The organism is Alistipes sp. Marseille-P5061, from assembly GCF_900290115.1.
GTDB lineage: Bacteria > Bacteroidota > Bacteroidia > Bacteroidales > Rikenellaceae > Alistipes > Alistipes excrementigallinarum.
In genome coordinates this window covers 539,267-554,595 of sequence record NZ_LT985750.1, presented here as the reverse complement: position 1 = coordinate 554,595, position 15,329 = coordinate 539,267, and the positions used below count along the sequence as shown (strand labels likewise).

Here is a 15,329-nt window from a genome sequence, read left to right as displayed (position 1 = left end):
TGTTCCTTTGTCAATACCATAAGTCTACTCCTTTTTTAGTTTTTGTTGGTTTGCCTCTACAAATCTAAAAAATCTGTAGACTTTTTTATTTATTCCTCCCTAGACACACTATTTGGAACAGTATCCGCATTTCAAACGGGTCTTGAGTGAAGCTGGCGAGAATCCGCCGGCTGTCGGGAATTCGGTCTCGGCACACGGAGTGCCCGGTAAAAAACGACGACTTCGGAGGAGTTTTCCACCCCCTTGCGGGCAAGCTGTTTTCTGTTACGAAATCTATTTCGCGTAACGGAAAACACAGCTTGCCGGGGCCAAAACATATAATGTTTTTGCCCCTAAAAACGGGTCGAATATCTCGTCCCGTTCCCGCTTGTTCGCTGGCCAGTCTGAAGAGGCGAACTGCACGTTCCCGAAGCCGACATCGGGAACAAAACCGATCAAAAAAGGAAGGCCCGCAGAGCGTCTTATTCAACCGCAGGGCGTCTTATTCAAAAAGGCCGACTGACTGATTGACGTCAGTACTGACGGACTTCAGTACTGATTGACTGACTGACTTCAGTACTGACTGAAGTCATGGTCTTCTGTTTCCCAGTTGTGCTGTTTTGTTTTGTTGTTGTGTCGTTGTGCAGTTGTGTTGTTGTGTAGTTTTGCTGGTTCGCTGTTTTGCTGATGTCAGTATGGGTGGGCCGATGGAGATTCCGATGCCGGGTGGGAGGTCGGAGGTTTTCCGGGACAGTGGAGGCGAAGCGGGATGCCTCTCCGAGGAGCGTACATCTCCGAGGCCGGTTGGCGGGATCGGGCAGGGTAGAGCAGCCCGCGCCGTGGAGGAGCGCGAAGGAGGTGCCTCGGGCGCGGAATCTCGGTGCCGTAACGGAGCCGGTGCGGATGGTATCCGGGTTCGGACGTCTTTTTCTCCGCGGAGCCCGGCCCGGGACGGATTTTTGACGCCGATACGCTCGCCTGCCGCCGCTGAATCCCCGAACTGTCCCGGCGCGTCGAGGAAGATCGGTGTCAAAACCGCCTGCGGCTCGATGCGCCCCGGCCCGACGGCTCGGCGGTATCTTTGCGGCCGAAGCGGATGCCATCCGCTCGTGTGAGGAGCTCCGGGAGCACCGCGGCATACCGAAATCGCTCTACCTGCTTTCCGCCCGAATGCCGATACCCCGACGTGCCCGTCCGGTTCCCGAACGGTCGTCTGAAATCTGCTCTTTCGGAGGCGTCGCACCCCCGCAACCGACGCCAACCGGTGCCACACCGACGCCAACCACTGCCATAGCGCGTCGGTGGCGGATCAATCGGCCCGGGAGACCCTATCTTCGCTCCCGGAACCCTAAACGCAAAAGATTATGGAGTACATGATGGTTGAAAAACGGAGCTACGACCGCCTGGTCGCACGCATCGAGGCGCTGGCACGGCGGGTTGCGGAGCTGTGCCGCCGGCAGGACAAGACGCTGCAGCACTGGCTCGACAACGAAGAGGTCTTCCTGCTGCTGAACATTCAGAAGCGGACGCTGCAACGTTACCGCGAACGGGGGCTGCTGCCCTGCACGCAGATCCGCCACAAGGTCTACTACAAAACCGCGGATGTCGAGCGGCTGCTGGCCGCGTCGGCCCTCCGCAGCGGGAGCAAACGGTAAATGCGTACGGCGATGGAGACCCAGTCGGTTTATCGGACGGACGAACGTCCGGAGGAGCTGCTCCGCACGCTGGAGCAGCTGGAGCGGGATCTGGACCGCTGTGTGGAGTTGAACCGCCCGATGCTGGGCGGCGAACGCTACCTGACGGATCGCGAATTGTCGGAGCGGTTGAAGATTAGCCGCCGTACGCTGCAGGAGCATCGCTCCTCGCACGAGATTCCTTATTACTGCGTCTGCGGCAAGATTCTCTACCGCGAGTCGGATATCGAGCGTTTTCTTGAGGAGCGCTACTTCGGCCCGGTGCGGCGGTAGACGACGGGACGCTGGCGGTGCTGCGGGTGGGCGGCAGGTGGCGCCGCTGGTCAGCATTGTTGGCGGCCGGATCGGAAAAAGGCGGCCCGGAATTTCCGGGCCGCCTTCCGCGCGTCAACGTGGGGGTGGAATTACTCCGCCTTTCGGAAGTCGATGGTGATGGTCTTGCCGTCGTACCGCCAACTCGATGAGTGTACATTCAAACCTGCCGGCACTGTCTCATTGTCGAACCAGGCCGTGACCGGGAATGTCGACACCCCGTCGCCGGGATTGTTTTCGCAGGACAACCACGTCAGCGCCGTGTTCGCACTGACATCCAGCTTCGTCAACTGATTGTCGTAGCACCACAACCCTGTCAACGCCGTATTCTGTCTAACATCCAGCTCCGTCAACTGATTGGCGTTGCAGACCAACTGTGTCAGTGCCGTGTTCGCGCTGACATTCAGCTCCGTCAACTGATTGGATTCGCACCACAAATCCGTCAATGCCGTATTTCGGCTCACATCCAGCGACGTCAACGAATTGGAGTAGCAGGACAAATTCATCAATGCCGTATTTCGGCTCACATCCAGCGACGTCAACGAATTGGAGGAGCAGGACAAATACGTCAGCGCAGTGTTCGCGCTGACATCCAGCTTCGTCAACTGATTGGAGTGGCAGTACAAATACGTCAGCGCCGTGTTCGCGCTCACATCCAGCGACGTCAACTGATTGGAGTTGCACATCAAGAACGTCAGCGCCGTGTTCGCGCTCACATCCAGCGTCGTCAACTGATTGGAGTCGCACTTCAAGAACGTCAGCGATTCGAAATACTCGATTCCTTGCAGGGAGGTCAGGGCGCCGGGCGCATCTTCAGTCCCTGAAACGTCCAGAGAGGTGATTGCGGCAATCTTTTCCATATCCTCCGGCGTGATATTTCCCGCATCGGCGATAATACCCTGTTTTTGCAGCTCCTTTGCAAAGTCCGGGTCGAATTGGGCGGTGAAATCCGTAGCGTCGGATGCCGCCGTCTGGGTGACGGTCAGCCGCACGCTCTGTTTCCCGCAGGCCAGATCGGCATAAGCCGTGCGGGCCGATGCCCGGAAATTGCGGGTGGCCGACAGTTCGACGGTCTGTTCGCCGGCCGTGCCGCTCATGGGCGTGACGGAGAGCCAGTTGGCCGAGGATTCGGCATCGTCGTACACGACCGAAAGCGTCCAGTCGGCCGCGGCGGTAAAGGCGACCGTTGCGGTCCGCTCCTCGTCGGCGTCGAGTGTGTATTCGGTCTGCTCGATGACGATTTCGGTCTGCTCGGGCTCGGGCTCGGGATTCGGTTCCGGCGTTGGTGCCGAATCCTCCTTGCTGCAGGCGGCAAGGGCAAGGGCGGCCGCGAGGGCCAGCCAGTAAATCGATTTCAGGGTCTTCATGGTAATAATGTGTATTTGTATTTGCAGTCGGTTCATATAACAGGAGTTGGCGCCGTTACTCCGCCTTTCGGAAGTCGATGGTGATGGTCTTGCCGTCGTACTTCCACTGCTCTTCGTCAATCTCCAAATCACCCGGTTTCGTATCGTTGTCGAACCAGGCTGTTACCGGAAAGCTCGAAACCCCGTCTCCGGGATTGTAGGAGCAGTCAAACTTCGTCAGTGCCCTATTCCGGCTGATATTCAGCGATGGCAACTCATTGGAGAAGCAGGACAACACCGTCAACGCCGTATTCTGACTCACATCCAGCGTCGTCAACTCGTTGTTGGCACAGTTCAACTCCGTCAGCGCCGTATTCCGACTCACATCCAGCGTCGTCAACTCATTGATGGCGCAGTACAACTTCGTCAGCGCCGTATTCATGCTGATATCCAGTGTCGTCAAAGGATTGCCGCTGCAGTCCAACTCCGTCAGCGCCGTATTCCGGCTTACATCCAGCTCTGTCAACTGATTGTTGTTGCAGTCCAAATACGTCAGCGCTGTATTCCGGCTCACATCCAGCGACGTCAACTGATTGTAGTCGCACCTCAATTCTGTCAGCGCCATATTCCGGCTCACATCCAGCGACGTCAACTGATTGTAGTCGCACCTCAATTCTGTCAGCGCCGTATTCCGGCTCACATCCAGCGACGTCAACTGATTGTAGAGGCAGGACAACTCCTCCAGCGCTTCGAAATACTCAATCCCTCGCAGAGAGGTAAGCGTACCGGGATTGTCATAGCTCCCCGCAATGTCCAGTCTGGTGATTGCGGCAATCTTTTCCATATCCTCCGGCGTGATATTTCCCGCATCGGCGATAATACCCTGTTTTTGCAGCTCCTTTGCAAAGTCCGGGTCGAATTGGGCGGTGAAATCCGTAGCGTCGGATGCCGCCGTCTGGGTGACGGTCAGCCGCACGCTCTGTTTCCCGCAGGCCAGATCGGCATAAGCCGTGCGGGCCGATGCCCGGAAATTGCGGGCGGCCGACAGTTCGACGGTCTGTTCGCCGGCCGTGCCGCTCATGGGCGTGACGGAGAGCCAGTTGGCCGAGGATTCGGCATCGTCGTACACGACCGAAAGCGTCCAGTCGGCCGCGGCGGTAAANGTAGCGTCGGATGCCGCCGTCTGGGTGACGGTCAGCCGCACGCTCTGTTTCCCGCAGGCCAGATCGGCATAAGCCGTGCGGGCCGATGCCCGGAAAATTCGGGCGGCCGACAGTTCGACGGTCTGTTCGCCGGCCGTGCCGCTCATGGGCGTGACGGAGAGCCAGTTGGCCGAGGATTCGGCATCGTCGTACACGACCGAAAGCGTCCAGTCGGCCGCGGCGGTAAACGCGACCGTTGCGGTCCGCTCCTCGTCGGCGTCGAGTGTGTATTCGGTCTTCTCGATGGTCAGGTTCCCGGGACGGGAGGCATCATCATCCTTCTTGCAGCCCGTAAGGGCAAGGATGGCAAGCAGGGGCAAAAGGTAAAGCTGTTTCATATGGCTCTTTTTTATGTGAGTATGCAAGGTAGGTGAAAAAATCGAAATTTCCGCGTCTTTGTGCGGTTCGGGAGGTGAATTTTGTCGGAAAGATTTGTTTTTGTCATTTAGGCAATTGGAAAATTGTCGTTTAGGCAATTTTTTGTCGTTTAGGCAATTTTGAAACCGGTCGCAAAACGGCCTTGCAAATGCGAACGGACGCCGCCTTCAGTTGGAAAGACAGCGTCCGTTGAGGCGTCGTTAGTGTGTGCGCAAGACCGGCTGCGGGGCCCGGTGGGGCGGCCGGCCGATGGAAGGGAAGAGATGGCCGCTTCCGGGAGCGGGCCCCGGCGGCTGGACGGCTCATCGTGGTCGTCCCGCCCCGACCGGTCAGTTGGCGGGCGCGGTCTCATCGGGAAGCTCCACCAACCTCAGGTGCGGGGCGGCGGGGTGGAGCAGCCAGCGGCGGAAGGCCTCGCTCTCGAGGCTCCGCAGTCGGAAGGCCAGCGCCGCAATCATCTCCAGGTTGTAGAACTCCACCCCGTGGACGATCCGCTGTGTCGGCCCCCGGCGCAATGCCTCCGAGCGGTAGATGGCCCGGATGTTGGCCCGTACGGCCGCCTCAAAGACTCCGAACAGGCGGGCAATCTCCGGCTGTGCGAGCCATACTTCGCCCCCGGCCGTGCGGCGGATCACGACCCGCTCGTCGTCGATCGTAATCGACCCCGTGAAAAAGCCTTCCATCGCGGCCGGTGTCAGAGGTTGCTGGGCAGTTTGCTCATCTCGCGCAGAATGGTCTGGTCGAGCACCTTGGCGTAGTGACGCGTCATGTTGGTGTTCGAGTGGCCGAGCATCTTGGCCACGCTCTCGATCGAGACCCCGTGGGCCAGCGTGTAGGTGGCGAAGAAGTGGCGCAAACAATGCGTCGAGAGGTTCTTGCGGATGCCGCAAATGTCGGCCAGCTCCTTCAGGTAGACGTTCATCTTCTGGTTGCTCGTCACGGGCAGCAGCACGTTGTGCGCCAGGCATTCGGGATTGGTGCGGTAGCGTTTGAGGATCTCCTCGGGGATCTCCAGCAGCGGGATGTTGCACATGTTGCCGGTCTTCTGACGCGGCTTGCGGATCCAGCGGTGGCCCTGCATGTCGGTGACGATGTGCTCGGGTGCGAGCTGCTTGATGTCCGAGAATGCCAGCCCCGTGAAGCAGCAGAAGATGAAGATGTCGCGCGTCAGCGCCAGCCGCGGGATGGTGATCTCCTTGTGCAGGATGCGGTCGATCTCCGCCTTCTCGGGCATCTCGCGCCGCACGGGCTGCATCTTGAAGCGCATCCCGGCGAAGGGGTCGCGCTGCATCCACTCGCGGGCCAGCGCGATGCGGGTGATCTTCTTGAAGTTCCCCAGATACTTCATCGTCGTGTTGTGGCTGCAGCCGCATGAGGTCTTCAGAAAGAACCCGAAATCCTCGATGAAGCGACGGTCGACCCGCTCCAGTTCGATGTCGTCGCGGCGGTAGGTGTGGCGGATGAAGGCGAGCGTGTGCTTCAGACAGGTGTCGTAACGCCCGGCCGTCGCCTCGGCCAGATCGATGCCCACCAGCTGGTGGCATTTGTCGTTGTGTTCGCGGAAGAGCTCGAAGAGCGTGTGGCGGTTTGAGGTCTTGCGGCCGAGGTAGAGGTCGAGGACCTGTTGGGCGGTGAAGGGCTGCTCGTCCATCTCCAGTTCGCGGTGGACGAAAACGAGGCGTGCCCGGACGTTTTCGAGGTAGAGATTGAGGTTTTTGCCCAGTGCCGTACGCGAGGAGGCCCGGCTGCGTTTGGCATCCCACAACTCGGGTCGGATGCTCTTGTGGATGGTGGTGTCGGTGCACTGGCCGTTGACCGTGATGCGGACGCACACGGGGACTTCCCCGTGCTTGTTCGGTCTCGTCCGACGGATGTAGAACGAGATGTTCAGGGATGTTGTTTCCGGATACATGACTCTTGTGTTTTACGGTGGTAAAGTTACGTGGCAACGCGCAAAATCAAGGCATGCAAAATGCAGACAATCAGCGAATAAGAACCCGCCTGCGGTGGCAGGGAAACGGCGGCGGCACCGTTTTGCCACCCGAAAGGCTGCCGCGGGGTGTTTCATCTGTCCACCCGGCAAAAACAAAAATCCCTGTAAGTGAGCTGCTTACAGGGATTTTCGGGGCTTTTGTCCAGTCCCCTTGGCGGAGAGAGAGGCTCTCGAACCTGTACTATCTTAAAATATCACATAATCGCAAATATCTATTAATAACCAGCTTATTACAATCATAATTAAATCTAAATATTATCGAATATCGCTCGCTATTTCAATTTTTGGGTGTATATTTGGGTGTAGAATTTCAAATACACCCAGTCATGAACATCAAACGAAACATCATTTTTGCACCTGAAAGCCGCAAAAAGAACGGCGTTCCAATCGTGGAGAACGTACCCATCCGTATGCGTGTCATATACGCAAGCCATCGCATCGAGTTTACAACCGGCTACCGCATTGATATAGCCAAGTGGGATACCGACAAGCAGCGTGTAAAGAACGGATGTACCAATAAATTAAAGCAAAGCGCATCTGAAATCAATGCTGATTTGCTAAGATACTATGCTGAAATTCAAAACGTGTTCAAAGAATTTGAGGTACAGGAAACCATGCCGACCACCCAACAGTTGAAAGAAGCATTCAATCTGCGAATGAAAAATGGCAGCGAGGAGCAACAAGAAGATACTAAAATAAGTTTTTGGGAGGTATTTGATGAGTTTGTTAAGGAATGTGGTAATCAGAACAACTGGACAGAATCCACATACGAAAAATTTGCAGCCGTAAAAAATCACCTGAAAGAGTTCAAAGAAGATGTGACTTTTGAGTATTTCGATGAGTTCGGACTAAACGAGTATGTAAACTTCTTGCGTGACAAGAAAGACATGAGAAACAGTACCATCAGCAAACAGATGGGATTCCTCAAATGGTTCCTGCGATGGAGTTTCAAGAAAGGATATAATCAAAACATTGCATTTGATACATTCAAGCCGAAATTGAAAACAACTTCAAAGAAAGTAATCTTTCTGACATGGGACGAATTGAATAGACTGAAAGACTATCAGATACCCAAAGACAAACAATATTTGGAACGTGTTCGGGATGTTTTTCTGTTCTGTTGTTTCACAAGTCTAAGGTATTCAGATGTGCGTAACTTGAAGCGAAGTGATGTCAAATCCGACCACATAGAAGTTACTACCGTCAAAACGGCGGACAGCCTGAACATTGAACTGAACAAATACAGCAAAGCCATACTTGAAAAATACAAGGACATTCACTTTGAGAACAACATGGCACTGCCAGTCATCAGCAATCAGAAAATGAATGATTATCTGAAAGAGTTAGGCGAGCTTGCTGAAATCAACGAGCCTGTAAGGGAAACATATTATAAAGGAAATGAGCGTATAGATGAAGTGACACCCAAATACGCACTGTTAAGCACTCACGCCGGACGAAGGACATTCATTTGTAACGCCTTGGCACTCGGTATCCCGGCACAAGTGGTCATGAAATGGACGGGACACAGCGATTATAAAGCCATGAAACCTTATATTGACATCGCAGATGACATCAAGGCAAATGCAATGAACAAATTCAACCAACTGTAAAAAACAATCAGCAAGTTTCATGAAATGCCTGTTATTGGGCTTACCTTTGTGACTTTCAAAACATACAACAATGAGCAACAACGACAACAACATAGAGAAAAGAAGTTTCGAGGCTTTTGTCAATGCCATCGGGTCAGAAATAGAGCAGGCGCAAGTCCGGCTCATCAGTGCCGCCAATGCGCAGATGCTGTTCCACTATTGGAAGATGGGCAATTACATCCTGTACCACCAGAACCGACAAGGCTGGGGCGGCAAGGTCATCAAAAGACTGGCACAAGCAATACGGTTCAACTATCCTGAAAAGAAAGGGTATTCGGAACGAAACTTGGCTTATATGTGCCAGTTCGCACGCTCCTATCCATTGGGCGCATTACGGAGTTTTATAGAAACCGATGCGAAATTACTTACTCCAAGTGTGCAGAAAATCACGGATGAACTTCAAAGCCTGAACAATATGACATTTACGCAAGAGCCTCTTGCGCAAATTCAATCCTCAGACAACAAGGAAATTGCAATTGTGCAAGAACCTCTTGCACAAATTCAGGATGTAGTCCAAACAGTAGCCGCCGTTTATCAAGTACCGATTGAGGACATAGAAAAACTGTTCCTTGTATCACCTGTTGCAAGAATCAATTGGGCAAGCCATGTGATTCTGCTAAACAGTTCCCTCCCGTTGGGTATCGATTATTGGTATATGAAGCAATCCATGGAAATGGGCTGGAGCAGCAATGTCCTTAAAATGCAGATTGAAAGCAAATTGTACGAAAGGCAAATTAACAGCCGCAAGGTCAATAATTTTACCGCCACGCTTCCTGCACCCCAAAGTGACCTTGCCAACTACCTGTTGAAAGACCCGTATATCTTTGATTTGGCGGGAGCCAAAGAACGTGCGGACGAAAGGGACATAGAGGAACAACTGGTGAAGCACGTCACCCGTTATCTGTTGGAGATGGGCAACGGATTTGCCTTTGTCGCAAGGCAGAAGCATTTCCAGATTGGCGACAGCGATTTCTATGCCGACTTAATCCTGTATAACATAAAACTTCATGCCTATGTGGTCGTGGAACTGAAAGCGACCCCGTTCAAACCGGAATATGCCGGACAGTTAAACTTCTACATCAATGTAGTGGATGACAAGCTGAGGGGAGAGAACGACAACAAGACCATCGGGCTGCTGCTATGCAAGGGCAAGGATGAGATTGTAGCACAATATGCACTGACAGGCTATGACCAGCCTATCGGCATCAGCGATTATCAGCTCAGTAAGGCTGTGCCGGAGAACCTGAAATCGGCGTTGCCGAGCATAGAACAGGTGGAAGAAGAACTGACGATGCTTCTTGACAATGAAAAGAACAAACAAAAGTAGGACACTTATGGCAGACAAGATACAGACGATGATTCCCCGATACGGGGAACTCAACAGAATATACAGGGACTATATAGATAATTACGTTTTCTTTTTTGACAGGCAGAAATTCATTTCCGATTTCTGTCAGGAATACAATGACATGAAGTCTTTTGAGTCTGCTATCCTTAAACTGGTGCTTGACAGGCAAAAAGAACAATACACCTTGATACTCAACAGCCTGAAAACCGAAATAGAAAAGAGCATACAGGCTTATGAAACACACCCCATAAGTGACAGTGCCGTAGAGCGTGTTTGCCATCAGCATATGGAAAGGTATTCCCTTGAAATTGAAGCCCAACTGGATGTAACAAGGAGCCTAAGCAAACCGCTGAATGAAGCCAACAACAGGTATGATTCCATTGGCTACAGGGAACATACTGCCGAAGATGAAAAACAGGCTGAAAAAGAATATGAACGCTGCAAGGCTGAATATGACAAGGAAAGAGCCAAACTGAATGAACTCTATGACCAGCAAAAGGCAACAAGAAAGGAGGCTTTTCAATATATGAAGAACCGTTGTGCGGACATATACCGCCAAAGTTGCCTTTTTCTGGATGTATTGAAGAAATACATTCCTGACGGGAACCGACAGGACGAGCCGGGCAAGCCAATCAGTCAGCAGGAAACGGCGGATGAACAACAAGAGTATTTCAGCATGAAATTGCTTTCGCTCATTCATGAGGTATGTGTTGGAGAACAGTTCGAGGAAATTTCCGCACCGGATTTCTATGCCAATATGAATTTCCAACCCTGCAACTGCAAGCTGAAAATCAAACCGAGAGAGAAAATCCGTGTATGCTATCTGATATTTTTGATGGGCGAGGAACTCTCCAAACAGGACAGGGACAAATGGAAAGACGGAATACTGAAACTGCTGGATATTGACGATAGCTACTACAAGTCAAAGTACAAGGAGCCTGTTTCCGATTTTCCGAGTGACAGCAACCAGAAATTCGCCAAAGAAATGGAGCATATATTCAGATAATCGGTGACATATCCTGATATTTTACGAAAGTTCCACTTTTACCACTCAAATTAATTTTTGAGTGGTATTTTTATTTACTGATATTCAATAAGATATATCAATATTCAGATTGTACCGTCCCCATCCTTACCACTCATAACCCTACCTAATTTTGCATCGTTCGAGAACAGAAATAACAGCCAGTGCGCAGGGCTGATTGTTGAACCAAAAAAGAGTAGAACCATGCAAAATCTACAAGAGTTATTATCCAAACCCGTCTGGCAGATGACAGGCGAAGAGTTCATAATGTTGAGCAGGCACGCATCCGTTCAGACAGAAGCGCAGCCGCAGCCCGTAACGGACACAAGCAGGAAATATGTGTACGGAATACCCGGCATAGCCAAGCTGTTCGGGTGCAGCCTGCCTACCGCCAACCGCATAAAGAAAAGCGGAAAGATAGACAAGGCTATCACTCAGATAGGGCGCAAGATTATCGTGGACGCGGAACTTGCCCTTGAACTGGCAGGAAAGAAAACAGGCGGACGCAAATAACGGGAGGAATCGCTATGGACAATATGAAAGACATCCAGGAAATATCGGACGAACAGGCGGTAATCCTCTGGCAAGCCTCACGGCTGAGCCTGTCGGAAAAGTACGAGAAAGCCCCCGAAATTCTCAGTGTGAAAGGTTCCGTAATCGGTACGTTGGGAAATTTCAGCGCATCCATCGGAAAAGCCAAAAGCAAGAAGACATTCAATGTGTCGGCTATCGTGGCAGCGGCATTGAAGAACGGCACGGTACTCCGGTATGCGGCTGAACTGCCCGAAGCCAAACGGAAAGTGCTTTACGTGGATACGGAGCAAAGCCCCTATCACTGCTTGAATGTGATGGAACGCATCATGCGCATGGCAGGGCTGCCCGATGACAGGGATAACGAGAACCTTGAGTTCCTTGCCCTGCGGAAATATACGCCGGAGCAGCGCATAAGGATTGTCGAACAGGCAATCTACCATACACCGAACCTTGGTCTGGTGGTGATAGACGGAATCCGTGACATGGTGTATGACATCAACAGCCCCAGCGAATCGACACGCATCATATCGAAACTGATGCAGTGGACGGACGACAGGCAGATACATATCCACACGATACTCCACCAGAACAAGGGCGATGAGAACGCGAGGGGACATATCGGCACGGAACTGAACAACAAGGCAGAAACCGTGCTACTTGTTGAAAAGGACAAGAGCAACGGGGACATAAGCAAGGTTTCCGCCATGCACATCCGAGCGATGGACTTCGAACCGTTTGCCTTCCGTATCAATGACAGGGCATTGCCTGAACTGATAGAGGATTACCAGACAGAAGCCAAAGCACCCGGCAGACCCCAAGGCGAAAGGTTCGATGCCTGCAAGGATATTTCCGAGCAACAACACCGGATAGCACTGGAAGCAGCATTTTCGTTGCAGGACGAATACGGATATAAAGAACTGGGCAAAGCATTGAAAGAGTCGTATGCCTTGGTGGGTGTTCCGTTAAGCGACAACAAGCTGGTCAAACTCATCACAGTGTTGAAGAACAAGCGGATGATAGTACAGGAAAACGGCAGGAAGTACAGGTACGAACCGGATTTCCACTATTGACACGCTTCCTGCAATCACTTCACTTTATTCTCCGGGTCTATATATTAGGATAAAGCGAAGTGGTTGCAGGGACACATCAAACCGCTTCACTTTAAGCCGTATCCTATATATACGACAATAAAGTGAAGTGGTTATACAGCCAGTAACTTATAAACAGGTACTGGCGAAAAGAAAATCAAACAATAACCGATAAAGACAATCATTTATGGACATACAGACAGCAAAACAAATCAGACTGGAAGAATACCTGCACAGCTTGGGATATAGCCCGGTGAAGCGGCAGGGCATCAACCTGTGGTACAAGTCACCGTTCAGGGAAGAAACCGAAGCCTCGTTCAAGGTGAACACCGAGCGGAACCAATGGTATGATTTTGCGCTCGGCAAGGGCGGCAACATCATCGCGCTGGCTTCGCACCTCTATGCAACGGACAGCGTGCCGTACCTTTTGAAACGCATAGAGGAACAGGCACCGCACGTGCGCCCCGTTTCTTTCTCTTTTCGCAAGCAGTCATTTACAGAGCCGAGTTTCCAACAGTTGGAAATTGTGCCGCTTTCTTCTCCTGCCTTGCTCGCTTACTTGCAGGAAAGGGGAATAAATCCGGCACTGGCGAAAAAAGAATGTAAGGAAGCGCGGTTTACGCACAACGGCAAACGGTACTTCGCCATTGCATTTCCCAACATGTCGGGCGGTTACGAAATCCGCAACCGATATTTCAAGGGTTGTATCGCACCGAAGGAAATATCCCACATCAGACAGTCGGGAGAGCCAAAAGGCACGTGTTTCGTTTTCGAGGGATTTATGGACTACCTCTCATTTCTGACCCTACGGCTCGAAAGCTGTCCGCAATACCCTGATTTCGACAGGCAGGATTACATGGTTCTGAACTCTGTTGCCAATGTTTCTAAAGCACTTTATCCGTTGGGAAGCTATGAGCGCATCCACTGCTTTTTTGACAATGACCGTGCAGGAATGGAAGCCCTTCAGCAAATCCGCAAGGAATACGACAGCACCCAGTATATATGGGACGCTTCCCAAATCTACTGCGGATGCAAAGACCTGAACGAGTATTTGCAGAAGCGCATGGCTGATAGAAAAGAGCAAATGCAATCCGTCAGGAAGAGGGATGAGGCATTATCCAAGAAACCGAAAGGCTTCCGGTTATAGCCCACTATAACTACACGCTTCGCTTGCGTAGTTGTGGGCTCTCCCGAGGGGATTAGGGCTTTGCCCTAATGACCTACTCAGGGCGTTTCACCCCTGAGAACCCCGAGCAAAGAGTGACCCTCTCTTTGCAATCTCCGCTTATGGGTTACCCCTAAGAACCCCTCTGCGAAAGCGAGCAAAGTAAATCAATTGTAAACAAAGGAAAGAAGCTATGGCAACAAAATCAAGCATACATATCAAGCCTTGCAACATCGCATCGAGCGAGGCACACAACCGAAGGACTGCCGAGTATATGCGTAATATCGGGGAGTCCAGAATCTATGTCGTTCCCGAACTTTCCACCGATAACGAACAGTGGATAAATCCCGACTTCGGCACTCCCGAACTGCGAACTCATTATGACAATATCAAGCAAATGGTCAAGGAAAAGACCGGACGTGCCATGCAGGAAAAGGAAAGGGAACGCAAGGGAAAGAATGGAAAGATTATCAAGGTGGCGGGATGCTCACCCATCCGTGAAGGAGTATTGCTTATCAGACCGGACACCACACTGGCTGATGTACGCAAATTCGGTGAAGAGTGCCAAAGACGCTGGGACATCACTCCGCTACAGATTTTCCTGCATAAAGACGAAGGGCATTGGCTGAACGGTCAGCCGGAAGCAGAAGACAAGGAGAGCTTCCAAGTCGGTAACAGATGGTTCAAACCAAATTATCATGCTCATGTCGTATTCGACTGGATGAACCATGAAACTGGAAAGAGCCGAAAGCTCAATGACGAGGATATGGCAACCATGCAGACCCTTGCTTCCGATATTCTCCTGATGGAACGTGGACAGGCAAAAGCTGTCACAGGTAAAGAGCATCTGGAACGAAATGATTTCATCATTGAGAAGCAGAAAGCCGAACTGCAACGTATAGAGGAAACCAAGCGACACAAGGAACAACAAGTAAGCCTTGCCGAACAGGAACTCAAACAGGTAAAAGCAGAGATACGCACGGACAAACTAAAGAAAACAGCCACCAATGCTGCTACCGCCATAGCAAGCGGTGTAGGTTCTCTTTTCGGAAGCGGTAAGCTGAAAGAACTGGAACATCACATCGAGCAGCTACATCAGGAAATTACCAAACGGGACAAAGCTACTGATGAATTAAAAATTCAGATACAACAAATACAGGAACAGCATAGCAGACAAATTCGTAATCTTCAAAGAATACATAATCAAGAACTTGAAGCCAAAGACAAGGAAATATCACGATTGAGCACCTTGCTTGAAAAAGCCCACAAATGGTTTCCCATGTTCAAAGAGATGTTGAGAATGGAAAAATTATGCGCTGTTATCGGGTTTACCAAAGACATGATAGAAAACCTCTTGACAAAGAAAGAATCCATACAATGTAGTGGCAAAATTTATTCCGAAGAACACAGGTGGAAATTTGACATCAAGAATGATATTTTTAGGGTTGAGAAACATCCGATGGATAGTGGTAAGCTTATGCTGACCATAAACCGACAACCCATAGTACAATGGTTTAAGGAACAATGGGAAAAGTTACAGCAGAATCTACGTAACTCGGTGCAGAGAGAGCAAAAATCCAGAGGATTTAGAATATAGAATAGCCTATTATTAATAAA

General features: G+C 51.3%; 13 protein-coding genes. 9 read left to right on the top strand and 4 right to left on the bottom strand.

The annotated features are described in order from the left end of the window. The first annotated feature begins 1,343 nt into the window (after positions 1–1,343). A complete protein-coding gene (locus C8267_RS09340) occupies positions 1,344–1,634 on the top strand; it encodes a helix-turn-helix domain-containing protein (RefSeq protein WP_106634417.1) in 291 nt (96 codons plus the stop codon). 12 nt (positions 1,635–1,646) lie between these two features. Then, entirely contained in the window at positions 1,647–1,946 is a 300-nt protein-coding gene (locus tag C8267_RS09335) for a helix-turn-helix domain-containing protein (RefSeq protein ID WP_106634437.1), read from the top strand. 131 nt (positions 1,947–2,077) lie between these two features. Here C8267_RS09335 and C8267_RS09330 read toward each other — a convergent pair whose 3' ends face one another. From C8267_RS09330 to C8267_RS09315, 4 genes are all read right to left on the bottom strand, one after another. Next, positions 2,078–3,352 carry a leucine-rich repeat domain-containing protein gene (locus C8267_RS09330; protein WP_158699769.1) on the bottom strand — a complete coding sequence of 425 codons (1,275 nt, stop codon included), beginning with the start codon at positions 3,350–3,352 and terminating at the stop codon, positions 2,078–2,080. A gap of 55 nt (positions 3,353–3,407) precedes the next feature. Beyond that, positions 3,408–4,871 (bottom strand): BACON domain-containing protein, encoded by a 1,464-nt coding sequence (locus C8267_RS09325; protein ID WP_106634415.1) that lies wholly within the window; start codon positions 4,869–4,871, stop codon positions 3,408–3,410. 369 nt (positions 4,872–5,240) lie between these two features. After that, positions 5,241–5,594, bottom strand: coding sequence for a protein-tyrosine kinase (locus C8267_RS09320; protein ID WP_106634414.1), 354 nt, complete (start codon positions 5,592–5,594; stop codon positions 5,241–5,243). Between the two features lie 11 nt (positions 5,595–5,605). Further along, positions 5,606–6,823, bottom strand: a complete 1,218-nt coding sequence (locus C8267_RS09315) for a site-specific integrase (protein WP_106634413.1) — start codon at positions 6,821–6,823, stop codon at positions 5,606–5,608. Positions 6,824–7,230: 407 nt separating this feature from the next. On the opposite strand from C8267_RS09315, the gene C8267_RS09310 reads away from it, so the two are divergent. The 7 genes from C8267_RS09310 (at position 7,231) to C8267_RS09280 (ending at position 15,309) form a co-directional block, all read left to right on the top strand. Then, positions 7,231–8,514 (top strand): site-specific integrase, encoded by a 1,284-nt coding sequence (locus C8267_RS09310; RefSeq protein ID WP_106634412.1) that lies wholly within the window; start codon positions 7,231–7,233, stop codon positions 8,512–8,514. 70 nt (positions 8,515–8,584) lie between these two features. Then, on the top strand, positions 8,585–9,880 hold the full coding sequence (locus C8267_RS09305; protein WP_106634411.1) for a PDDEXK nuclease domain-containing protein: 1,296 nt from the start codon (positions 8,585–8,587) through the stop codon (positions 9,878–9,880). A gap of 7 nt (positions 9,881–9,887) precedes the next feature. Beyond that, a complete protein-coding gene (locus tag C8267_RS09300; protein ID WP_106634410.1) occupies positions 9,888–10,907 on the top strand; it encodes a hypothetical protein in 1,020 nt (339 codons plus the stop codon). Between the two features lie 222 nt (positions 10,908–11,129). Next, positions 11,130–11,438: a DUF3853 family protein gene (locus C8267_RS09295; protein WP_106634409.1), complete on the top strand. Its 309-nt coding sequence runs from the start codon at positions 11,130–11,132 to the stop codon at positions 11,436–11,438. A gap of 14 nt (positions 11,439–11,452) precedes the next feature. Beyond that, on the top strand, positions 11,453–12,529 hold the full coding sequence (locus C8267_RS09290; protein ID WP_106634408.1) for an AAA family ATPase: 1,077 nt from the start codon (positions 11,453–11,455) through the stop codon (positions 12,527–12,529). A 205-nt stretch (positions 12,530–12,734) separates the two neighbouring features. Continuing rightward, positions 12,735–13,694 (top strand): toprim domain-containing protein, encoded by a 960-nt coding sequence (locus C8267_RS09285; RefSeq protein WP_106634407.1) that lies wholly within the window; start codon positions 12,735–12,737, stop codon positions 13,692–13,694. A 211-nt stretch (positions 13,695–13,905) separates the two neighbouring features. Then, positions 13,906–15,309, top strand: a complete 1,404-nt coding sequence (locus C8267_RS09280; RefSeq protein WP_106634406.1) for a mobilization protein — start codon at positions 13,906–13,908, stop codon at positions 15,307–15,309. Positions 15,310–15,329: the final 20 nt, after the last annotated feature.